The organism is Aquimarina algiphila, assembly GCF_947494415.1.
GTDB classification, from domain to species: Bacteria; Bacteroidota; Bacteroidia; order Flavobacteriales; family Flavobacteriaceae; genus Aquimarina; species Aquimarina algiphila.
In genome coordinates, this window is sequence record NZ_CANLVC010000008.1 from 13,217 (window position 1) to 36,932 (window position 23,716).

General features: G+C 31.3%; 21 protein-coding genes. 11 read left to right on the forward strand and 10 right to left on the reverse strand.

The window, feature by feature from the left end:
* Positions 1-40: 40 nt before the first annotated feature.
* Positions 41-2,197: a tetratricopeptide repeat-containing hybrid sensor histidine kinase/response regulator gene (locus PQF96_RS17705; protein ID WP_271767650.1), complete on the forward strand. Its 2,157-nt coding sequence runs from the start codon at positions 41-43 to the stop codon at positions 2,195-2,197.
* A gap of 4 nt (positions 2,198-2,201) precedes the next feature.
* On the opposite strand, the gene PQF96_RS17710 is transcribed toward PQF96_RS17705, so the two are convergent.
* Positions 2,202-2,966, reverse strand: a complete 765-nt coding sequence (locus tag PQF96_RS17710) for an alpha/beta fold hydrolase (protein ID WP_271767651.1) — start codon at positions 2,964-2,966, stop codon at positions 2,202-2,204.
* A gap of 131 nt (positions 2,967-3,097) precedes the next feature.
* Between PQF96_RS17710 and PQF96_RS17715 the strand changes: the two genes are divergently transcribed.
* Positions 3,098-4,975 (forward strand): M61 family metallopeptidase, encoded by a 1,878-nt coding sequence (locus PQF96_RS17715; protein WP_271767652.1) that lies wholly within the window; start codon positions 3,098-3,100, stop codon positions 4,973-4,975.
* Between the two features lie 49 nt (positions 4,976-5,024).
* Here the strand turns inward: PQF96_RS17715 and PQF96_RS17720 are convergent, their stop codons facing one another.
* From PQF96_RS17720 to PQF96_RS17730, 3 genes are all read right to left on the reverse strand, one after another.
* Positions 5,025-5,555, reverse strand: coding sequence for a GNAT family N-acetyltransferase (locus tag PQF96_RS17720; protein ID WP_271767653.1), 531 nt, complete (start codon positions 5,553-5,555; stop codon positions 5,025-5,027).
* 50 nt (positions 5,556-5,605) lie between these two features.
* The gene (locus PQF96_RS17725; RefSeq protein WP_271767654.1) at positions 5,606-6,067 is read right to left on the reverse strand and encodes a hypothetical protein; all 462 of its coding nucleotides are present in this window, start codon (positions 6,065-6,067) and stop codon (positions 5,606-5,608) included.
* A gap of 315 nt (positions 6,068-6,382) precedes the next feature.
* Positions 6,383-7,186, reverse strand: coding sequence for a carboxypeptidase-like regulatory domain-containing protein (locus PQF96_RS17730; protein WP_208746812.1), 804 nt, complete (start codon positions 7,184-7,186; stop codon positions 6,383-6,385).
* A gap of 321 nt (positions 7,187-7,507) precedes the next feature.
* Between PQF96_RS17730 and PQF96_RS17735 the strand changes: the two genes are divergently transcribed.
* From PQF96_RS17735 to PQF96_RS17745, 3 genes are read left to right on the forward strand one after another with little or no spacing between them, the layout of a single operon-like run.
* The gene (locus tag PQF96_RS17735) at positions 7,508-9,367 is read left to right on the forward strand and encodes a DNA topoisomerase IV subunit B (RefSeq protein ID WP_271767655.1); all 1,860 of its coding nucleotides are present in this window, start codon (positions 7,508-7,510) and stop codon (positions 9,365-9,367) included.
* Between the two features lie 31 nt (positions 9,368-9,398).
* A complete protein-coding gene (locus PQF96_RS17740; protein ID WP_143918115.1) occupies positions 9,399-12,032 on the forward strand; it encodes a DNA gyrase/topoisomerase IV subunit A in 2,634 nt (877 codons plus the stop codon).
* 16 nt (positions 12,033-12,048) lie between these two features.
* Positions 12,049-12,891 carry a mechanosensitive ion channel family protein gene (locus PQF96_RS17745; protein WP_109437602.1) on the forward strand — a complete coding sequence of 281 codons (843 nt, stop codon included), beginning with the start codon at positions 12,049-12,051 and terminating at the stop codon, positions 12,889-12,891.
* Between the two features lie 42 nt (positions 12,892-12,933).
* Here the strand turns inward: PQF96_RS17745 and PQF96_RS17750 are convergent, their stop codons facing one another.
* The 6 genes from PQF96_RS17750 to PQF96_RS17775 all read right to left on the reverse strand — a co-directional run bounded on the left by PQF96_RS17750 (position 12,934) and on the right by PQF96_RS17775 (position 16,588).
* The gene (locus PQF96_RS17750) at positions 12,934-13,512 is read right to left on the reverse strand and encodes a PhnA domain-containing protein (RefSeq protein ID WP_143918114.1); all 579 of its coding nucleotides are present in this window, start codon (positions 13,510-13,512) and stop codon (positions 12,934-12,936) included.
* A gap of 97 nt (positions 13,513-13,609) precedes the next feature.
* Positions 13,610-14,053: a GNAT family N-acetyltransferase gene (locus PQF96_RS17755; protein WP_109437600.1), complete on the reverse strand. Its 444-nt coding sequence runs from the start codon at positions 14,051-14,053 to the stop codon at positions 13,610-13,612.
* Positions 14,054-14,154: 101 nt separating this feature from the next.
* Positions 14,155-14,805, reverse strand: coding sequence for a tetratricopeptide repeat protein (locus PQF96_RS17760; RefSeq protein WP_271767656.1), 651 nt, complete (start codon positions 14,803-14,805; stop codon positions 14,155-14,157).
* Between the two features lie 59 nt (positions 14,806-14,864).
* Positions 14,865-15,665, reverse strand: coding sequence for a TerC family protein (locus tag PQF96_RS17765; protein WP_109437598.1), 801 nt, complete (start codon positions 15,663-15,665; stop codon positions 14,865-14,867).
* Positions 15,665-16,039: a DNA topoisomerase IV gene (locus PQF96_RS17770; protein ID WP_109437597.1), complete on the reverse strand. Its 375-nt coding sequence runs from the start codon at positions 16,037-16,039 to the stop codon at positions 15,665-15,667. Before PQF96_RS17770 ends, PQF96_RS17765 begins: the two co-directional genes overlap by 1 nt.
* A gap of 69 nt (positions 16,040-16,108) precedes the next feature.
* The gene (locus tag PQF96_RS17775; protein ID WP_271767657.1) at positions 16,109-16,588 is read right to left on the reverse strand and encodes a helix-turn-helix domain-containing protein; all 480 of its coding nucleotides are present in this window, start codon (positions 16,586-16,588) and stop codon (positions 16,109-16,111) included.
* A gap of 382 nt (positions 16,589-16,970) precedes the next feature.
* Between PQF96_RS17775 and PQF96_RS17780 the strand changes: the two genes are divergently transcribed.
* The 6 genes from PQF96_RS17780 to PQF96_RS17805 all read left to right on the forward strand — a co-directional run bounded on the left by PQF96_RS17780 (position 16,971) and on the right by PQF96_RS17805 (position 23,627).
* Positions 16,971-18,128 (forward strand): M14 family zinc carboxypeptidase, encoded by a 1,158-nt coding sequence (locus tag PQF96_RS17780; RefSeq protein ID WP_143918111.1) that lies wholly within the window; start codon positions 16,971-16,973, stop codon positions 18,126-18,128.
* A 74-nt stretch (positions 18,129-18,202) separates the two neighbouring features.
* Positions 18,203-18,682 (forward strand): Lrp/AsnC family transcriptional regulator, encoded by a 480-nt coding sequence (locus tag PQF96_RS17785; protein WP_109437594.1) that lies wholly within the window; start codon positions 18,203-18,205, stop codon positions 18,680-18,682.
* Between the two features lie 164 nt (positions 18,683-18,846).
* Positions 18,847-21,432 (forward strand): phosphoenolpyruvate carboxylase, encoded by a 2,586-nt coding sequence (locus PQF96_RS17790; protein WP_271767658.1) that lies wholly within the window; start codon positions 18,847-18,849, stop codon positions 21,430-21,432.
* 139 nt (positions 21,433-21,571) lie between these two features.
* Positions 21,572-22,084, forward strand: coding sequence for a DinB family protein (locus tag PQF96_RS17795; protein WP_271767659.1), 513 nt, complete (start codon positions 21,572-21,574; stop codon positions 22,082-22,084).
* Between the two features lie 3 nt (positions 22,085-22,087).
* Positions 22,088-22,477, forward strand: a complete 390-nt coding sequence (locus PQF96_RS17800) for a nuclear transport factor 2 family protein (protein ID WP_143918110.1) — start codon at positions 22,088-22,090, stop codon at positions 22,475-22,477.
* A gap of 25 nt (positions 22,478-22,502) precedes the next feature.
* On the forward strand, positions 22,503-23,627 hold the full coding sequence (locus tag PQF96_RS17805) for a helix-turn-helix domain-containing protein (RefSeq protein WP_109437590.1): 1,125 nt from the start codon (positions 22,503-22,505) through the stop codon (positions 23,625-23,627).
* The last annotated feature ends 89 nt before the right edge of the window (positions 23,628-23,716 follow it).

Genomic DNA, 23,716 nt, shown 5'->3' on the forward strand with positions numbered 1-23,716 from the left:
AACTTTTAGAAAAGTATTGTTCGTATGTTACTTTATATTCATGGGATTTGTTTCTTATGGACAAAATAATGATGTAATAGAGGTTAGTGATAGTTTAGAAGTGTTCCTTTCAAAATCCAAAAAATTTCGTACTGCTTTCAAAATAAAAGAATCATTGGATTATGCCATTAAAACAATTGATCTTGCACATCAATTAAATAGTGACGAGTATATATGTAAAGGTCATTATTTAATGGTAAGTAATTATGAAGTTATAGAAGACTATAAAAACATGGAGTTTCATAGTCAGGAAGCATTAAAATATGCAAGAAAAGCTAAAGATACAGTAATGATATCATATAGTTTAAATGCGTTAGGTGGGGTGTATTCAGATGGACTTGGAGAGGTAGAAAGAGGTATGGATTATTTCAATCAATCGCTTGAGGTAGCAGAAAGGGTTAAAGACAAAAGCAAAGAATTTCCGCCTGTATTAAACATAGGGTGGATATATATTAAAGAAAAAGAATTTGATCAAGCATTTCCATATCTAAAAAAAGCCGAAAAATTAACCGAAGATCATGCAGGTTCTTTTGGTATTGTGGCAACAAGTCATGTGAAATACCTTTTAGGTCGTTATTATATTGGCAAAGAACAATATGAGAGATCACATCAGTTATTAAATGAAGCTATAACAAACCTAGAAGGAATAAATGTTTTTTCGATCCTTAATGAGGCATATAAAGCAAAAGCAGAAGCTTTTGAAAAAGTAGGTAATGCAGACTCTGCACTATATAGCATAAATAAACACCTGTTTTATAGGGATAAACTATTAGATGAAGAAAAATTACAACAAATAGAAGTTGCTAAACTAAATTTTAATATAAGTGAATTTAAAAGAGAATTAGAAGCTAATAGAAGAGAAAAAGAGTATCTGGCAAAAATTGATAAGAGAAATATTGTTATTACTATTACTTCGATAAGTCTTATTTTGTTACTAGCTGGGATACTTTTTGTTTTTTATGGATATTCATCAAAGAAGAAACTTAATAAAGTATTAGAAGAACGAAATGAAGAGTTAATCAAAGCAAAAGCTGAAGCAGAAAAACTTACGAATACAAAATCTCAATTTATTTCTACCGTAAGTCATGAATTAAGAACTCCGCTATATGGAGTTGTAGGTATTACCACCTTATTATTAGAAGAAAATGATATTCCTACCAAACATAAAAAACTTCTTAACTCTTTAAAATTCTCTGGAGATTATTTATTGGACTTGATAAATAAAGTTCTGAAAATAAGTAAAATAGAATCTAACAATGAAAAATTAACACGTACTCCAACTAACCTTCTTCAATTATCAAAAAATCTATTATACTCTTTTGAGTATCAGGCAAAGAATAAAAACAATGAACTTATCTTACAAATACCAGATGAATTGCCAGATGTATTAAGTGTTGACTCGCTTAAAGTCTCTGAAGTTTTAATTAACTTAATAGGAAATTCAACTAAGTTTACCGAAAACGGAAAGATATGGCTAAGAATTAAGATCATTTCCCTGGATAAGGATATGATCACAATTCGATATGAAATAGAAGATAATGGTGTAGGTATTCCCGAAGATAAAAAAGAATTTGTATTCGAAAAATTTTCTCAGGTAGGTAGGGAGTTTAACAAGGCAGAGGGAACTGGATTAGGGTTGTCGATTGTGAAAAATCTCTTAGAAATGATGGATAGCGAAATTCATCTGGATAGTAAAGAGGGAAGAGGGACACGATTCTATTTTGATTTAGAGTTAGAGGTTATAAATGAAAAAGAGGAACAAGACATCGATACGAATGCTGATGGGATTAATGCAATGTATAGAAGAATATTGGTTGCAGAAGATAATAAGATAAATCAAATTGTGACTAAAAATCTTTTAAACATAATAGGATATGATTGTACTATTGTAGAAAATGGTTTTAATGCTGTACAAATGGTTCAAAAGGAAGATTTTGACCTTATTCTTATGGATCTTAATATGCCGTACCTTAACGGAACAGAGGCTACTAGACGTATACGCGAATTTGATCAGACGACACCTATTATTGCACTCACCGCTTCAGAGTTAAGTGAAATAGAAGAAGAATGTATGGCAATTGGAATGAATGATATTATAAATAAGCCACTTAATAAAAATGACCTCAAGAATATAATTACAAAGCATTTATTGAGATAACACTTTATAAATTTCTTACAAACTTTATAGTTTCACCAATAACAACTTCAGGATTTTCCCGATGCGGAGTGTGACCTACTTCAGGAATTAGTAATGATGTTGAATTTCCTTTAGTTGTATTTACAATAGCATTTACTTGATCAATTGTGCCATATTCATCTTTTTTACCTTGGATTATTAATGATGGACAGATGATGTGTGGTAAATATTCTTCAATATTCCAGGATTGATATGATTTGGATAACCAGGTTTTGGTCCATACTCTAAAAACGTCATCAGTCTTATCTCCATGATATTTTATTAATTTTTCCCTAAGATTTGTATTTTTATAGGCTTCAATGGCAGCTTTAATACCATTAATAGTTTCTTGTTCTACAAATACATGAGCTCCTTCTGTAATAATACCAATTATACTTTCAGGAAATAATGCGGCTGCAAGGAGTGCGATACTTCCGCCATCACTATGACCAAATAAGATTACATTTTTTAACGATAAATGTTTTATTATTTTTCCTAACGTCTGTGCTTCCTTTTTTAAATAGTTATGATCACGTTCTAAGATTGTAAAAGGCTCTGATTGGCCATATCCCTGCCTGTCATAAGAAATAGCATTATATCCTGTTTCAGAAGCCAGTTTCTGAGGGAAATCTCTCCATAATTCATTGCATCCTAGAGAATCATGAAGAAAAATAAATGTCGGTTTTCTCTTGTCAATTAAATCGATTGTTGTAGAGAGTCGTAATCGATGATTATCAATTATTAAGTCCAAAATTGAGGTTTTGTTATAAAAAGTGCTAAAAATAAGCCAAAGTCTACACAAAATGTATAATTTGCGCTATTAAAGTTGAAACACTCAACTTTTTTTTTAGTCTAGAAATAGTAAATAGTTAATTTTATACAATGAAGAACACATTAGCCAAGATTTCAATTGGTGTATTACTAATTGGATGTGGAACAAAGAACCTATCCAATGATATTGCAACAAACTCACCTATAGCGACAGCTATTGACTTAACTCAAGTTAAAGAAGATAAAATACCGGTTACAATAGATCCGGGACGTTTTACCCAAGATTCTGTAAAGTACTATATTCCTAAAGTAGTTCAGGGAACCTATGCCGTTAGTGATTTTGGAAAGTTTGTTGATGAGGTTAAAGCTTTTGATTATGAAGGGAATGAAATTAATATCGAGAAAAAGGATACTAATATATGGTTAATACCAAATGCTAAACAACTTGATAAAATAACGTATTTAGTAAATGATACTTATGATATTGAAAATACAGATGTCGGTACTCCTTTTTCCCCATCAGGAACTAATACAGAACCAGGAAATTACGTATTAAACCTTCATGGATTTATTGGGTATTTTGATGTTTTAAAAAACAATCAGTATGCTTTGGATGTAAAAGCACCAACAGATATGAAAAGGACATCTGCGCTACAAAAAGTAGGATCAGAAACTAGTGAAGATGGTAAGGTTACTACAGATAAGTATTTTGCAGCTAGATATTTTGAGGTAACAGATAATCCAATGATGTATGGTAATCTTGATGTCGAGGAATTTATGGTTGGAGATATTAAAATTGTTTTGAGTATATATTCTCCGAATAAAGTACATACCGCAGCAAAAATAAAAGAGACTGTATTTAAAATGATGAAAGGACAAAAAGCATACCTTGGAGATATTAATAGTACCCCTCGATATGATATTTATCTTTATCTAGCAGAGGGAACTGAAGATTCACCAACAGGGTTTGGAGCGTTAGAACATCATACGTCTACTGTTGTTGTTTTGCCAGAGCAAATGCCAGATGAGGCTCTTGCTTCGGCTATGATAGATGTAGTATCTCACGAATTTTTTCATATTGTAACTCCACTTAGCGTGCATTCTGAAGATGTACATTATTTTGATTATAATAAACCGACTTTTTCAAAACACTTATGGATGTATGAGGGAGTAACTGAGTACTTTGCTACTTTATTTCAAGTAAATCAAGGTTTGGTAGAAGAACAAGAGTTTTATGATAAAGTAATGGGTAAAATTCAAAGTGCAAATGGATTTGATGATACAATGAGTTTTACGGTAATGAGTGAGAATATTTTAGAAGAACCATACGCGTCCAATTATGTTAATGTATATGAAAAAGGAGCACTCATAGGAATGTGTATCGATATTTTGATGCGAGAAGAAAGTAATGGTACGAGAGGTATTTTATCTTTGATGAAAGAATTATCTTTAAAATATGGGAAAAACAAACCTTTTGAAGATGACAAAATTATTCAAGAAATTACTGCCATGACGTATCCATCGATTGGTGAATTCTTGAAAAAACACGTAGAAGGAAAAACACCAATTAATTATGAGGATTTCTTTAATAAAGTAGGGCTTTCTGTAGCGTCTGAAAAAGTGGAAACAAATTATATTCAAAATTCGGGAGCGTTAATTGTTGCTGGTAATCAAGAAAAAGGCACTATCTTTTTTACTGATTTAGTTTCAGATAACAGTTTCTGGGCAGATAATGGAGTGAAGCCTAATGACGATATCGTAGAGGTAAACGGTACAAAACTAACCTTACAGAATGCAAATAGTGTATTGGGTTCAACTTTTCAATGGCAAGAAGGAGATGATGTCGAAGTAAAGTTAAATAGAGCAGGAGAGGATATTGTTATAAAAACTAAAGTAACTAAGTCTTTTACAAATGGTAAAAAACTTAAAGCAGATACAGCAGCATCAAAACAAAAATCCACGCTTAGGGATGCGTGGTTAAAAGGATAACTATTCCTTATAGTATAAAAAAAGGCCCTTTTAAAGGGCTTTTTTTATACTATAACATTAGTCGAAAACCAAAAACAGGTAGTTCTCCTTGTTTAAAATCTAAATCTTCAGACCTTTTAAATCCAATATTCTCATACATCTTCCATGCAATTTGCATTGCTTTTGTTGAGTGAATTATAATCTGATTTTGATTTTCATCTTTCGCTATTTCTATACAAGCTTCAGTCAAGAGCCTGCCTAAGCCATTGCCTCTGGTATTTACATCAACCGCTAACAGCCTAAAGCCCGCTGCGTCTTTCTCTTTTGTGGCAGTACCTCCCGAGCCATAGTATTTCATATCACCAAAGTAAACCACACTCCCTCCAATTTTTCCATTAGGAGAAACGGCTACCAATAGCTTAGTCTTTGGGTTTTTTGTTAAATTTCCAATATTAGCAAGCATTGAATAATAGTTTGGTTGCTCATTTTTATTCGGAAAGCCTTCTAATTGAGAATATACATTAACCATTAATTCTCCTATTTCCTCAAACTCATTCTGATTAGACTCTCTTACATTATATTTTGTAGTGCCTATATTCAATTTAATTAGATTTTTGTTACATAAATAATACCTGTTTCCAAAAGAGAAATTTAACGTTTTACATACCATTTAATAGCAAATGGTACCAAACGATGTCCTAATATTTCTCCTGTAACTACATTTCGCATCATTGTATCAGATTTGCCATTTGTTGCTGCTATTAGCGACCATTCCAGGTTTTCTTTTAGTTTTACAGTTTGTGTGTCATAACTTGGCGTTTGCCCAATTATAGGATCTATTTGTGCAAAAACAATGGTGTCACTTAATATGGTTAAAAATTTTGCATCAGTAAAATGCTCAACTTTTTTGGTTTTATCACTTCGTCTTTGTGATGACCAATATACACGTATTTTTTCTCCATTTCGAACAGCTTTAATAAGGGTTTCAATTTTTCCTTCTAAGGCTTTTCCGTCTTTATCATTATGATAGATGAGTTTCCAGTTACTAATATCTTGTGCAAAACTGTGTATAGACAAAAATAAGATTGATAGTAAAACGATTATTTTTTTCATTCTTGAATTTTAAATTATGAAGTAATAGTTAATTATTCTTTATAAAGAATAGTTTGATAATAAGAGATTAAAGGTAAAAAGGAAATAAATTATTTAGACCTTTAATAACAATTCTTTAGCATAATGTACTAATGAACCGATAAAGAACTATTAAAAGAATATCAATAACTTTATTGTAAATTTTGGAGAAGCTTTTTTGAACCTCATTACTATTTAATAAGGATGTGATTATTTACAATGCTCATTAAAAACCGTCTATGATTTTAAATCATAGACGGTTTTTAATGAGTTAGATTTCGTTTTGTTAAGTTGGTTTTATGGAATAACAACTGAAATTGCATCCACAGTATTGGTGTTGACATTGGGGAATACAGTTCTTCCCAGATCAGGGTCTTCATAAGAATTACTATAAAAGTTATCTCCATATACTTTAAACCATAAGGTTTCTCCAGATTCGAAGCCTAGTGATCTGAAAAATGAAATAGAGAATGTTAAATTGGCCGGATTGCCAGTAGTACCAATAATAGGAGAGAACTGTGTATACACCTCATTACTTACATCATCACTTTTATGATAAAAAATTCGTATTCTTTTTACCAAAAGATTCTCTGTCATGGGTCGACTTATATTAAGTATAATAAAATTGCCTTCTATTCTAACAGAAGTAGCAGTTATCATGCTATTAGATATTTGACCTAATTTAAGGACATTGGCCATTAATGTAAATTCTCCTTCATCTTTATGCTCGATATTAAAAATTTTGTGGATCCCAAAACCTTCTTTCTCAAATACCAAATTATATGTGCCAAAAGGAACATCTTTTAAAGAATAATTGCCATTGAGATCTGTTGTGGTAGTAATTAATGGATCGCTTCCTTCTATACTTACAGACATACCAGAGTTATCAACCATACTTTGATCATCGTCAAATAAATCTACTGTTCCGATGATATCAGCAGCGGGTATAGGATCTGGTTCCGGCTCAGGTTCTGGTTCTGGTTCAGGTTCTGGCTCTGCAATTGGTTCAGGTTCAGGTTCTGGGATAAAATTATCATCATTACTACAACTTGAGAATAATAAGAATGAAAAAAGTAAAAAATAAATTGACAGTGTTTTCATGATTTTGTGTGTTTTTGTTTTCCAATTCGTATTTTTTGTTTAGTGTTTTTTATATTGGTTTTGAGGGAAGTTTTTTCGCTAAACAAATGTATGAAGCAAAGCACACTAGAGTCTATACGTATTTTTACGTGTTTTTAAGGTGTTTTTTACCATTTTTGTTTCCTTATTATTAGATCTTAAAATTATTAGGTATAATTTATCAATTCACTGGATACCAAATAATCAACAAAATTCGTTATGCATTTGTTAATTACTTTGTAGGATGGCTATTTTAATTTAATAAGTGAAGCCTTATATTAGCAGGCATTCTACCCAAAATTTATGAGCAAGGAAACCAAATATACCGAAGATAATATACGATCCCTCGACTGGAAGGAGCATATCCGTATGCGACCTGGAATGTATATTGGTAAGTTAGGAGATGGATCTTCTGCAGATGATGGAATTTATATTTTATTAAAAGAAGTACTCGACAATTCGATAGATGAATATGTAATGGGTGCTGGTAAAACTATAGAAATTTCTATTCAAGGAGATAAGGTGATCGTAAGAGATTATGGTCGTGGAATTCCTTTAGGAAAAGTGGTTGATGTGGTTTCAAAAATGAATACGGGAGGGAAGTATGACTCTCGCGCGTTTAAAAAATCGGTGGGACTAAATGGAGTTGGTACCAAAGCGGTAAATGCGTTATCTACTTTTTTTAGAGTTGAATCTACTCGTGATGGTAAATCAGCTTCTGCAGAATTTGAAAAAGGAAATTTAACCAACCAGGAAACACTGGATGAAACTTCGCGAAGAAGAGGAACCAAAGTCTCTTTTGTTCCAGATGATACTATTTTTAAGCACTACAAATACCGTTCAGAATATGTAGCCAAAATGCTTAAGAATTATGTATATCTTAATCCTGGATTAACCATCATATTTAATGGAGAAAAATATTTTTCAGAAAATGGATTAAGAGATTTACTTGCTGATAATATAAATACAGAGGATCGTTTATATGATATTATACATCTAAAAGGAGATGATATTGAAATCGCGATTACCCATAGTAAAACACAATACAGTGAAGAATATCATTCTTTTGTAAATGGGCAACACACAACACAAGGAGGTACACATCAAGCTGCATTTCGGGAAGCTGTTGTAAAAACCATCAGAGAATATTATGGTAAGAATTATGAAGCGAGTGATATTCGTAAATCTATTGTATCTGCCATAAGTATTAAGGTTATGGAACCTGTTTTTGAAAGTCAAACAAAAACAAAATTAGGATCTACCGATATGGGAGGAGACTTACCAACAGTGAGAACCTATATTAACGATTTTGTAAAAACTAAATTAGATAATTTCTTACATAAAAATCCTAATACAACAGAAAGTTTACAACGTAAAATCTTACAGGCAGAACGAGAACGTAAAGACTTATCCGGGATTCGTAAACTGGCTCGGGAGAGAGCTAAGAAAGCTAGTTTACATAATAAAAAATTAAGAGATTGTCGTGTTCATCTTACTGATAGTAAGAAGGATCGTAATCTTGAAAGTACATTGTTTATAACAGAGGGAGATTCGGCAAGTGGTTCTATTACCAAATCCAGAGATGTGAATACCCAGGCAGTATTTAGTTTACGAGGAAAACCCCTCAATAGCTACAATATGAGTAAAAAGATTGTGTACGAAAATGAAGAATTCAACTTGTTGCAAGCTGCATTAAATATTGAAGAATCTTTAGAAGATTTAAGATATAACAATATTGTAATTGCTACTGATGCCGATGTTGATGGAATGCATATTAGGTTATTATTGATTACATTTTTCCTACAATTCTTTCCAGAACTTATAAAAGAAGGACATTTGTACATACTGCAAACACCATTGTTTAGGGTACGTAATAAAAAAGAAACCATTTACTGTTATTCTGAACAGGAAAGAAGAGATGCTATCGCAAAATTGTCAGGGAAACCCGAGATTACTCGATTTAAGGGATTAGGTGAAATCTCACCTGATGAATTTGTACATTTTATTGGAGATGACATACGTCTTGATCCGGTAATGTTGGATAAAGAAAAATCAATAGAAGAATTACTGTCTTTTTATATGGGAAAAAACACACCACAACGACAAGAGTTTATTATTGATAACCTAAAAGTAGAATTGGATACAGTAGAGGAAGAGTTGTAATTATTAAAGTGCCCCTAAATTATATATAGATTTGGAAAACGAAAACGAAGAACTAGATCACGATTTAACTCCAGAAGATCACCAGCCGCAAGAGGTGATTACTAAAGTTACAGGAATGTATAAAGATTGGTTTCTGGATTATGCATCTTATGTAATCCTGGAACGAGCAGTACCCGCAATAGAAGATGGCTTGAAACCAGTACAACGTCGTATTCTTCATTCTATGAAGGATCTGGATGATGGTAGATATAATAAAGTAGCTAATATTGTTGGACATACGATGCAGTATCATCCTCATGGTGATGCTAGTATTGCTGATGCTATGGTACAAGTAGGGCAAAGAGAGTTACTAATTGATATGCAAGGAAACTGGGGTAATATACTTACCGGTGATAGAGCGGCTGCATCCAGGTATATTGAAGCACGTTTGTCTAAATTTGCACTAGATGTAGTTTATAATCCTAAAGTTACAGATTGGCAATTATCGTATGATGGGAGAAAGAAAGAACCCATTAATCTGCCGGTTAAATTTCCTTTGTTATTAGCACAAGGCGCAGAAGGAATTGCCGTAGGATTAAGTACAAAAATCCTTCCTCACAATTTTATAGAATTAATTGAAGCTTCAATTAAGCATTTACAGGGTAAAAGATTTACTATTTTACCTGATTTTCCTACTTCAGGAATCGCTGATTTTACAAATTATAATGATGGTAATCGAGGCGGTAAGGTAAGGGTACGTGCAAAAATTGCTCAATTTGATAAAAACACATTGGTCATTGATGAGATTCCTTTCTCTACTACAACTACTAGTTTAATTGATTCTGTCCTTAAAGCAAATGAAAAAGGAAAGATTAAAATTAAAAAAATTGAAGATAATACTGCCGCAAAGGTAGAGATATTAATACATCTTCCTTCAGGAATTTCTCCTGATAAAACAATAGATGCATTATATGCATTTACAAATTGTGAAGTATCTATTTCACCATTAGGTTGTGTCATTGAGGACAACAGACCTAATTTTATTGGAGTGTCAGAAATGCTGCGTCGTTCTACTGATAATACAGTAGAATTACTCAAAAAGGAGTTAGAAATTCAACTTGAAGAACTTCAGGAACAATGGCATTTTGCATCTTTAGAAAGAATATTTATTGAAAACCGTATTTATCGTGATATTGAAGAGGTAGATACTTGGGAAGGGGTTATAGAAGCTATAGATAAAGGGTTACAACCTCATATAAAACATTTGAAGCGAGCAGTAACAGAGGAAGATATTGTACGCCTAACTGAGATTCGAATTAAACGTATTTCAAAATTTGATATTGATAAAGCCCAGCAAAAAATAGAAGCTCTGGAAGAGGATATTGCAAAGGTAAAATACAATTTAGAACACCTTATAGAATTTGCAATTGATTATTTTAAAAGATTAAAGACAACATACGGAAAAGGGAAAGAGCGTAAAACCGAAATCAGGATTTTTGATGATATTGAGGCTACCAAAGTTGTTATTCGTAATACAAAACTATATGTAAATCGTGAAGAAGGTTTTATAGGTACTTCTCTGCGAAAGGATGAATATGTAGCAGATTGTTCAGATATTGACGATATTATCTGTTTTACAGGTGAGGGAAAATTGATGATAACCAAAGTGGGAGCAAAAACCTTTATTGGCAAAAATATTATTCATGTAGCAGTATTTAAGAAAAAGGATAAGCGTACCATTTATAATATGATTTATCAAGATGGTAAAGGAGGTTCGTCTTATGTAAAACGTTTTGCTGTTACAGGGGTAACTCGAGATAAAGAGTATGATTTGGCACAAGGTAAAAAATCTTCAAAAGTCATATATTTTTCTGCAAACCCTAATGGCGAAGCCGAAGTGATTACTATTTTCTTACGTCAGGCAGGAAGTATTAAAAAACTAAAATTTGATCTGGATTTTTCAGATTTATTGATAAAAGGTCGAGGGGTAAAAGGAAATATAGTTACCAAATACAATATTAAGCGAGTAGAGCTCAAAGAGCAAGGAGTCTCTACCTTAAAGCCACGAAAAATATGGTTTGATGACTCTGTGCAACGTCTTAATGTTGATGGAAGAGGAGAATTGTTAGGTGAATTTAGAGGAGAAGATCGTTTACTGGTGATTACTCAAAAAGGTATAGCAAAAACAATTATCCCAGAGATGACACTGCATTTTAATTCAGATATGATCGTTCTGGAAAAATGGAAACCAAAAAAACCAATATCTGCGATTTATTGGGATGGAGAAAAAGAAAGATATTATGTTAAACGTTTTCTTATAGATAGTCCTGAACGAGAAGAAATGTTTATTACAGAGCATCCTAAATCATTTTTGGAAGTAGTATCTACAGATTATAGACCTATTGCAGAAATGGTATTTACTAAGCTTCGAGGAAAAGACCAACGCCCGAATGAAGAAATAAATCTTGAAGAATTTATTGCTATTAAGGGGGCAAAAGCACTAGGAAATCAGTTAACTACACATAAGGTAAGACAGATCAATTTATTAGAATCTTTACCATATGATGAGCCAGAAGCATTACCGGCAGAAGAAATAGAGGTAATAGAAGAAGAGAATGTTTCTTCTTCTGATTCTAACGGAACCACAGAAGTAGATGATGATAATGAGCAACCGACATTGTTTTAGATTACACAATTCTTAGGTGACAGAATTAATTAAAAAATATATCAATGTAGAAGATATAGAAGGTGTTATTCTGTACGCTTTTATTATTATTCTGATCAGTTGGGGTATTTCTTTGGTTGTTAAGTGGTTATTAATTCTTTTTTTAAATAGAAGACAAAAACGAGGGAGTTATAATGTCACAAAACTAAAATTTGTAAAAAACTCAATACGTTTCATTTTTATTATCATTGCTTTTGTGATTATTGTTGGAACTGTTCCTTTTTTAAGAAGACAGGCTACACTAATATTTTCTGGAGCAGGTATTCTAGCTGCAATTATAGGTTTTGCAGCTCAGGCAGCAATATCTAACCTTATCGCCGGAGTTTTTATTGTTTTGTTTGAACCCTTTAGGATAGGAGATTATATCAAATTAGACCTTGAACGAGTTGGTATTGTTGTCGATATAACACTTAGACATACAGTAATTAATACGTTTGAAAACAAGAGATTAATCATACCAAATTCTATAATTAGCACAGAATCCATTCTAAATCATACTATTGAGGATAGCAAAGTACTTAGTTTTAATAATTTTAAAATAGGATTAAAAGCAGATGTGGATGTGGTTCGAAAAATTATTTTAGAAGAAGCAGCAAAATTAGAATATATCGCTAAGTTTAAAGAAGAAGAAAATAAGGTTGTTTCAGAAGTTCGTGTAATTGATGTTCATGAATCTTATGTTCATGTTAGGGCATATGTATGGATTTCGGAGCCTTTTAAGGAGTTTAAAATGAAATGTAAACTCAAAGAAAATGTGCATAAAAGATTTTTAGAAGAAAATATAGAAATGCCAGTACCTATTCGTAGAATAATAAATTGATTAGGAGGCCGGCCTTTTAAGTAATATATCTAAAGTAATCTATTATGTTTTTTTGACAAATTTAGTAAGGATTACTATGTGTTGGCCACTTACACGTCCTTCTATATGTTCAGGATTGTCATGCACTAGCGAGATATTACGAACAGCTGTACCTCTTTTTGCTGTGAAATTTGCTCCTTTGACATCCAAGTCTTTTATCAAAACAACAGAATCACCTGTTTGTAAAAGTGCTCCATTAGCATCTAAATGTTTTATAGCCTCATCTGGGTCATCACCTTCACCCGTTGCTGCAGCCCATGCCATTCTATCTTCATCTAGATATAGCATATCAAGTAAATCTTGAGGCCAACCTTCAGATTTTAGTCTATTTAGCATTCTCCAGGCCATTACCTGTACAACAGGAACTTCACTCCACATACTATCATTAAGACAACGCCAGTGATTAGGGTCTATACTTTCTGGGTTTTCAATTTGATCTAAACAAATTTGAGAAATAAGAATATGAGCATCTATACCGGTTCCAGGAGATTTTGGAACCTGATAAACTTTTAAATTTTCAGTTTCTCCTGATAATTCACATACAGATCCGCTACGTTTAAGTAATTCTCTTTCAAGACTCATATTCAAGACTAATATTTGATAAGTTTTTTAGAAATACAAAAATGCCTAAAATATTATAATTATGATAATTCTACATCACTTATATTTATTGAAACTCTTATTTTACGAGCAATAGAACTTCTTTGTCATATGTAGAGTTACACCATTGATATTTTGAAAACACCTTATCAGGAATTTGATAATTATATTTTTGATAGTCTACAAAATCAAATTTTGAATAAAAGCTTTTGAGATTTTTGAAAGGTAAACACCAAACTCTTTTCTCAGGAGTTGTAAGTTCTAATAGTTTTTTTACTATAGCATCTGCAATTCCTAAACCACGATATTTACTAAATACATAAATGCCACCTAATTCTAAATGATCAGCATCGATTTTGGTTAATCTCCCTAATCCACATTTTTGATTTTCGATCTCAGCAATAACGATATCTTCGGTATCAAAATTAGATGAAGTAAAATCCACCTCCTTATATTTCATGTTTATCCAATCCATTTCAGAATGGATTGCTTTTCGTACAGTTATATTATTTGATTGCCCCATTATTTTTAGTTAGACATAGATTTGTTGTCTTAGAAAAGAGTAGAGTATAAGTTATTTCTATATCTTAATTGTATTTTTTTAAATCAAATGAGAGCTGTCAATTATTTAGATTTTCTTTTTACAAGTTCCATAAATAATACGATTTCTTGTTTTTTTGTTGCATCAAAAATAGATTGATAAATTTCGAGTGCCTTGTTGTAGTTTTGTTTTCTTTCATAGAGCCATCCTAAAAAAAACATACTAGGCACATGATTTGGATTCATTGTAAGACATTCTTTGTAATCAATTTCTGCCTTTATTAAATCATTGTTGGCAAAATATAAATTAGCTCGCTCCCAAAGCAAATCAATTGTTTTGTTTTCTGAGAGCTTAACATTAATGGATTGCACTTTAGATTGACTGTACTTTTTTTTCATTGCAAGAATTGACTGCGCTCTTAGATTATCAAAGTAATTGAAGTATGCATCACAATTTTTGACTAAATTCTGTTGCATTTCAAAAAATATCTTCTTCCCTAATTCCTGACCTTGTTTGTATTCTGGAACAGATGAATTTTTATCAATTAACTTATCTAACTCGGTTTTATAAGTATCAATATGTTTTGTAAAACACTTTTCTAATATACTGGTGTCATCACCTTTATTTTCTGTAAAACAAATACAGACATCTTGACTTATCTTTTCTATGATATCTTGTTGTCCAAAAATTGATATAGAAACAAGAAAAAGCAATACTGTTATATTCTCTTTCATGATAATTTTATTTTTTATAAACTTAAAGAGTTCATATAATTAGTATTCTATTTTTCTTTTTAACTAGTTGTTTTTTTATTTTTTTTGCGCAATTTAAAGTTTAAAAACTCAATAAATAAAGAAAAAGCTATGGTAAAGTAAAGGTACCCTTTAGGTATCGTACCTACTTCACTATCAAATATTTGCAAATGAGCTAAATGTGCTGCTTCTGCAATTAACATAAATCCAATAAGGATTAAAAATGAAAGTCCAAGAATTTGAACCGATGGATGTTTATTTACAAAACGCCCAACAGGGGTCGCGAATAACATCATGATTAAAACGGAGATAACGACAGCGATAATCATGAGTAATAAAGCATCATTAGGATTCTCACTTAATCCGTTTGTCATACCAACCGCTGTAAGTATAGAATCAAAAGAAAAAACAACATTAATCAATGTAATTTGTACAATAGCGTTAGATAATGATGTTGAACTTTTGGCTTCGATTTCTTTCTCCTCTTCACCTTTTTCATCTACTTTTTCATGAATTTCATGTACACTTTTATATAATAAGAAAATACCTCCTCCAAACAGAATTAAAGCTTGACCACTTATACCAGCTTCTATCCACGGCAGGTTGATGTGCCAAAAAGGAGCTTCCATAGCGACTAGTAATGAAATCCCAAACAGTAAAACAATACGCATTAGCATAGCCAACATTAACCCTATATTCGTAGCTTTTTTCTGTTGTTTTTCAGGTAATTTACTAGAAGCTATTGAGATAAATATTATATTATCAATACCAAGTACAATTTCTAGAAAAGTAAGTGTAAGTAAAGCTACCCAGGCATCAGCCGATGTGAAAATTTCTAACATTATTTTATTTTTTTTGCAGTTCCTCGTTCTTTATTAGTTGCACCTACAAGTCCGTATTCAAAAGTGTAAGTGTTTTTATCTGTAGATAAGATTTTCATATGTATGGCTTTTTCTTCTGCCATACTTTTTGGATGCAGTTTTTGTACAATATATTCACAATCATTGATCCATCTAACACTAGAAGTATCAGTCTTTCCTCTGAAATAATCTATTTCTATTTTTCCATCGCGAATAAACGTAGTTTTTACTAATTCACCATCTAATAAGGTTTCAAATTCAAATGTTCCCGTATGAAAATTTAAACAATCACGTTCTTCTTGCTGACAGCTGATTGTCAATAGTAAACAAAAGAATAATAAGAGTATTCGTTTCATGATGACTTTAAATGAAAAACGAAAATAAATCTATTTCGATAAAGTTAATAGGCAGGAAGAAAAAAGTTGTTAAGATTTTTTCATTTGATAAGAAGTAAAGGTGCCATCTTTATAGAAAATCACAATACGATTGATTTCACCTTCTGAAGAAATAACTCGCGAAACCTTCTCAGGGGAAGATATATTTTGTTGAACATTTTCTTTTTCTGAAGATGACTGTGAGAATAAATCTTGTTCTGTATCTATAATTGGAGTAGAAGTTTCTTGTGTATCAGTAGGAGGTTCTAAAATAGTTTTTTTTTCTTCTACAATGGTATTTTCTGATTTAGGAAATGTTCCTTTTCCATATAATAACCATTGTAACTCTACATCACTATAGGCATCAACTATTTTCATAACAAAGTCTAAACTAGGTTTATTTCGCCCACTAAGAATATGAGAAATAGAAGAGCGACCTACTCCCATATAATCTGCAAAGGATGAAGCCGATACGCCATAATAATCCATTACTTTTTGAATTCTTTTACCAAAGTCTTTATTGTTTACCATTGTAAACGAGTTTTAGAATAAATATTGATTACAAAGGTAAACAATTTTGGTCAGAAGTATAGTTTACAATTGTAAATCAAAGAGCTCTACGCTTTAATAATTTGTTTAGGTAAATGCTCTTAATAATCTCATTTATATAATTTTATAATATATCATAAAAATACTTTAATTAATTTACTAATAACTATTATACAATTGGAAACTACTAAAAACAAACTGTTTACCATTGTAAACATATGGAACAAAAACTATTGTTTACAAATGTAAATGTCTTCTTTTTACAATTGTAAACCTTATCCTAGTTTACATATGTAACTAATTCTTTTATTTGTTATGAATCCTCAACAAACTATAGTAATTTCGTTACCTTCTAATACGTACTATGAATATTGATACATTAAAAAACTGGTTTACTTTATATAAAGAACCTTCCTTATTTGGACGCTACATTTGTTTAGATCACATTAGCCCTCTTTTGGATGAATTATCAAAAAAAGTTGACCTTAGACAAATAGGTTCTTCAGAAAATAACGCTCCAATACATTTAATAACTTTGGGAACTGGACCTAAGAAACTTTTGTTTTGGTCACAAATGCATGGTAATGAAAGTACAACTACAAAAGCTATATTTGATCTTATTAATCTACTTATAGATTCAAATAATAATATTGCTTCAGCTATTTTGAAAGAATGTACATTGTATATTGTACCTATTTTAAGTCCAGATGGAGCAAAGGCATATACAAGGCTAAATTACAATAAAATTGATCTTAATAGAGATGCCCAAAATAAGACTCAGAAAGAAAGTATTGTTTTAAATGACTTAATCCAACAGATAAAGCCAGATTTTGGATTTAACCTTCATGGGCAACGTACTATTTTTAGTGCAGGAGAAACCAATTATCCTGCGACAGTATCATTTTTATCCCCAGCAGGAGATGCTAAGCGCTCAATAACTAAAAGTCGAAAACAGGCTATGCAGGTAATTGCAAAAATGAATGAGGTGCTTCAAGAATGCATACCAAATCAGGTTGGGAGGTATGATGATGGTTTCAATTTAAATTGTGTAGGAGATACATTATCATATATGGGTATACCAGCAATATTATTTGAATCTGGACATTATCCTAATGACTACGATAGAGAAACAACAAGACAATATATATTCTTTTCATTAATTACTTCATTACATTATATAAGTACAACAGAAATTACTGGAAAGGGATATAAAGATTATTATTTGATACCAGAAAATGGAAAATGTTTTTATGATATCATTGTTAGGGATGTTATTCTTAATGGAAAAAATACTGATATCGCCATACAGTATAAGGAAGAATTAACCAAAAATAATGTCAAATTCATACCTAAAATTGTTAAAATCGATAATCTTCAAAAGTTTTATGGACATAGAGAGATTATTGGTGAAAAAAGAGCAATACGTAACGAAAACGTTACAGTAGAGATAGTTCCAGAGGCAGAGCTGTTAAAATTTTACCTAGATTCTGAATTATTCTTAATAGAACAAGCAAAAAGTTAAAATAAAATGTGTGAATACTTGATTTTTCTGCTAAATTTGCAATGTAAATAATCGGGAAAAATAATATTATTACTATGGCAAAGTTTAAATTAGACGAAGTAGATCATCAAATTTTGGATATGTTGATTGAAAATACCCGTACACCTTTTACAGATATTGCAAAGAAACTATTGATTTCTGCAGGTACTGTACATGTGCGAGTAAAAAAAATGGAAGAAGCTGGAATTATTGAAGGGTCTTCATTAACATTAGACTATAAGAAATTAGGATATTCATTTATAGCATATGTTGGTATTTATCTTCAAAACACCTCTCAAACCAAGTTTGTTTTGGAGAGAATTAATCAAATACCTTATGTTACGGTTGCTCACATTACAACAGGAAAATTTAATATTTTCTGTAAAGTAAGAGCAAAAGATACTAATCATGCTAAGGATATCATCTTTAAGTTGGATGATATTGATGGAGTGTACCGTACAGAAACTATGATTTCATTAGAAGAAAGTATTAATGACAAGAAACGCTTGATGCATTCTATTTTTCAGGAATTATAAAGGGATAACTTTTTAAATATAAATATAAGCCCTTTAGGAAAAATTTCTTAGAGGGTTTTTTAATTCAAGAAAAACTTCTGAATGATTAGGAGGGCAGAGTTGAATAGAAACCTCTTGATAGTAAAGAAGTTATATTAACCAAAAACCATATTACCACCACACACATGGCTAGAAAACCAAAGATCGAACGTTTTAATGAGAATGTTCTAGCAAAGTATCAGATATACAATAGTATATTTATTACATTACCTTTTGATACTATTAGTAATACAGGAGTTTTATTACCACTGTTTAAAGAAGTATGTGAAAAAGGATACGACGAGCATAATAATCCTACTGAAATTGTAGAAGATTTTTTCAATCTTTATCAGGATAACCCATCGACTACCGAAAAACACGATTTACTATTTAGATTTATCCAGTATATCGAGCGTCAGGTAGTATTATTTGATGCTATAGAAGATGCAGCTTTTCCTATAGTTAATAATATGGACGGTCGAGGGACATTAAGAAGTATTAAGGAAGAGGCTCAGGCAAAAGGACAATTAGAGGAACTTAAAGATTATTTAAAACGTTTTAAGATACGTCCAACACTAACTGCGCATCCTACTCAATTTTACCCAGGAACAGTATTAGGAATTATTCATGATTTAGATGCCGCAATTAGAGATAATGATTCTCCTAGAATTCAAAAACTGTTAGCGCAATTAGGTAAAACTGCTTTTTTTAAGAAAGAAAAGCCAACTCCGTATGATGAGGCAGTAAGCTTGATTTGGTATTTAGAAAATGTATTTTATCATGCTGCAGGGAATATTTATAATTATGTACAACAAAACATTTTTGAAGGAGAAGATCTGGAAAATGATTTAATTAATCTTGGTTTTTGGCCTGGAGGAGATAGAGATGGAAATCCGTTTGTAACGACAGAAACTACTTTGAAAGTAGCTAAAAGGCTTCGTAAGACCATTTTGATAAATTATTATCGAGATATGCGATCGTTAAAACGTAGAATTACATTTGGTAATCTTCAGGATAAAATTGCAGTTTTAGAACATGCATTGTATGAGAATTTCTATTATGCAAAAACAGCAGAACCATTGTCAATCGAAACATTGATGAATGGATTGTTAGAGATAAAGGAGGAGTTGATTTCTCAGCATCAATCTTTGTTTCTTGATGAGTTACAGGATGTAATCAATAAAGTAAAGATTTTTGGATTTCATTTTGGAACTCTGGATATTCGTCAGGATTCAAGAATTCATCATAAAGTACTTACAGAAGTAGTACAAAAAACCAATGCGCTAGGATTAGGTTTTTTTCCTGATAATTATGACACGCTATCTTCAGAAGAACAGTTCGAAGTACTTTCGAAAGTAAAAGGTAAGTTAGATCCATCTATTTTTGATGATGATATTGCCAGGGCAACAATAGAATCTATTTATGCTATAAAAACCATTCAACAAAATAATGGAGAGCGAGCGGCTAACCGTTACATTATCAGTAATAATGGTAATGAACTTAATGTAATGGAAACTTTTGCAATGATCAGATTATGTGATTGGCAATCTCCAACAGTAGATGTTATTCCACTTTTTGAAACGGTTCCTGATTTAAAAGTCTCTCATGAGGTGATGGAATCTTTATATAGCAATCCAGTATATATGGAGCACCTGAAACGTAGAGGAATGAAACAGACTATTATGCTTGGATTCTCTGATGGGACCAAAGATGGAGGATATCTTATGGCAAACTGGGGAATTTTTAAAGCTAAAGAAGCTTTAACTGAAATCTCAAGGAAATACGATGTAAAAGTAGTGTTCTTTGATGGTAGAGGTGGACCTCCGGCAAGAGGAGGAGGAAATACAAATCAGTTTTATGCATCTCTAGGGCCAACTATCGAAGATGAAGAGATTCAGTTAACTGTCCAAGGACAAACGATTAGTTCTAATTTTGGGACATTGGATTCTTGTCAATATAATCTGGAACAATTACTTGGTGCAGGAGTAGAAAATCAATTGACTAGTAATGAAGGCAATCTTTTTTCTAAAGAGAATAAGGAGACTATGCAAGAATTGGCAGATATAAGTTATCAAACTTATGTTGATTTTAAAAGTCATCCTAAATTTCTTCCGTACTTAGAACATATGAGTACTTTAAAATATTATGGAAAAGCAAATATTGGTAGCCGCCCATCTAAACGTAGTAAAAGTACAACTCTTGATTTTGGAGACTTACGAGCTATTCCGTTTGTAGGAAGCTGGAGTCAATTAAAACAAAATGTACCAGGTTTTTATGGAGTGGGAACAGCATTAAAAGCATTTGAGGATAAAGGAGAGTTTAAGAAAGTTGAATCATTATATAAAGGGTCTCCTTTTTTTAGAACTTTAATCGGTAACAGTATGATGAGTCTTACTAAATCATTTTTTGAACTGACTTCCTATATGAAAGAAGATGAAGAATATGGAGCTTTTTGGGATATTATTCATGAAGAATATCTATTAACAAAACGATTGCTTTTTAAATTGACAGGATATTCAGAATTGATGCAAAATGAACCTGCAGGGAAAGCATCTATTGATATTAGAGAAAATATTGTATTGCCATTACTTACGATACAACAGTATGCTCTCAAGAAAATTCAGGAATTAAGAAGAGATGATAATGTAAAACCAGAGGACTTAGTTATTTATGAGAAAATGGTTACCCGTTCTCTATTCGGAAATATTAATGCAAGTCGTAATTCTGCATAAAAACTAATAAAGTACTGTTAAGAATATTGAAAAATGAGGTGGAATTATTAATTTTCTGCCTCATTTTTATTTCTAAATAATTATGCTTGATATTTATATCAAGATTTTAACAGTCATTTTTAATTTATAATAAAAAGTTATGTTGTCTCAAATAAGCGAAAACGAATACAATCCTTATTATGCTATGTATATCTCAAAAGCAGAATATCCAAATATTGTATTAGGGCTGCAAAATAGTCGTGAAGAATTTGTTGATTTTGTACAATCTATTCCAGAAGATAAAATGACTTATGCTTATGCAGATGGAAAATGGACAGTTGCAGAAGTATTACAACATTTAATTGATACAGAACGTATTTTTTCATACAGAGCATTGCGTTTTGCAAGAAATGATCAAACACCTATTATGGGTTTTGAACAAGATGATTATGTTCCTAATTCTAATGCAAATCATTATAGTAAAGAAGATATGTTATCCGATTTTGTAGCAGTAAGAAATAGTTCTATAACATTATTTAAAAGTTTCACAGATGAAATGCTAACCAGGATAGGCGAAGCCAGTAAAAGTCCAATGAGTGCTAGAGCTGCTGGGTATATATTATCAGGACATCAAAAACATCATTGTGAAATTATTAAAGAAAGATACCTCTAAATAATGACTAAAGAACAAGTTGCTCATGACTATCTTTCTTTTTTGGAGAAAGGTAAAATGGATAAAGTAGTTGATCTTTTTGCTAAAAATGGATGTGTAGAATCTCCTTTATATGGAGTACTACCTGCGGTCGATTTTTATAAAGATTTGGCTAATGATACTATGGCATCTATATTAAAGTTTGATGGTTTATTTTTTGAAAAAAACACAAATCGTGTTTCATTGCTTTTTGAGTATATATGGAAATTAAAAGAAGGAGAAAAAGTGCAGTTTAAAGTAGTTGATATTATCGAGCTTAATACTGAATTTAAGATAGAAAAATTGACAATAATTTATGATACGGTTAAGAGCAGAGCTGCGTTAGAAAAGTTACGTAAAAATCGAATGCAATAGTTATACATAAAGATAAATTATAGAAATGAATCTAACACTCACGAATACACTTTTACTTTTTGGGATTTTTCAAAGTGTAGTGATGATTTTTTTGATATTGACAACCAGAAATTGGAGGCAAATTCAAAATAAGATTTTACTTTCGATATTAGTGGTGTTAGGAGTATCTCTTCTTCCAATGTTTCTGGGTAATTCTGGAGTTGTCGAACAGAATTCTAATTTATTGTTTTTACCAGCACACCTTTCTATTTTTATTTTTCCACTTTTGTTTTTGTATTTCAAATCCATTTTCGTTCTTAATTTTAAAATAGATAAATCTAGTGTGTTACATCTTGTTATACCTATTATTTTTTGGGTCTATCTTGTTATTATATGGTTTAATACTTTAGGTGAACCTATAGCTCAAAAAAGAGAAGTGGCTATATCTTTTTATTATTTTCAAATTAAAACTATACATGATATTGTGTTGCTGCTAATGGTTTTGATGTATACCTGGCTTGCAAGTCAATTGATGTATAATGCTAAGAAAGAAAGGCTCTCAAAAGATCAAGAGAAATTTTCTAAATGGCTCAGGTATTTGTTATTGTTTTTAGTTGCTGGAGCTATTTTAGATATTACTTCGCTTGTAATAGGAGAAATGTATGGTTATTGGAAAGGAAGCCCGTTAGATGAACTATTAGGTATCCCCTTTGTTTTACTTATAAAAATATACTATTCATTTATAGTGTATGTAATCTCAATAATTGGTTACGCTTCATATTCAGAATTTAAGGTAAATAACTATTCAGCTATTAATAGTTCAGTTTTTGATTATTCCCCGAAGGTTATTGAAGCTATGGAAATAAGAAAAATGTTTCTCAATCCTAATCTTTCTTTACAGGTTCTGGCTAAAGAATTAAATACAACATCAGGTGTTATATCTACAGTAATTAATAGCGGTTTTAAGATGTCTTTTAATGATTTTGTAAACCGGTATCGGGTAGAAGAGGTTAAGAATAAGCTTCAGTCAGAAAACTTGAATCAATTTACTTTATTGGCTTTGGCACAAGATTCAGGTTTTAAATCTAAAACTACCTTTTATCGCGCTTTTCAAAAATTCACATTGCAAACTCCAAAATCTTATATTAAGATGCTTCATGCAAAAAAATAAAGTTTCAAATTATATTTTGGGACATTTCATACAGTGATTTACTTTAATATGATTAGATGTCGCAATAGATTTGTGATATCAAAATATCA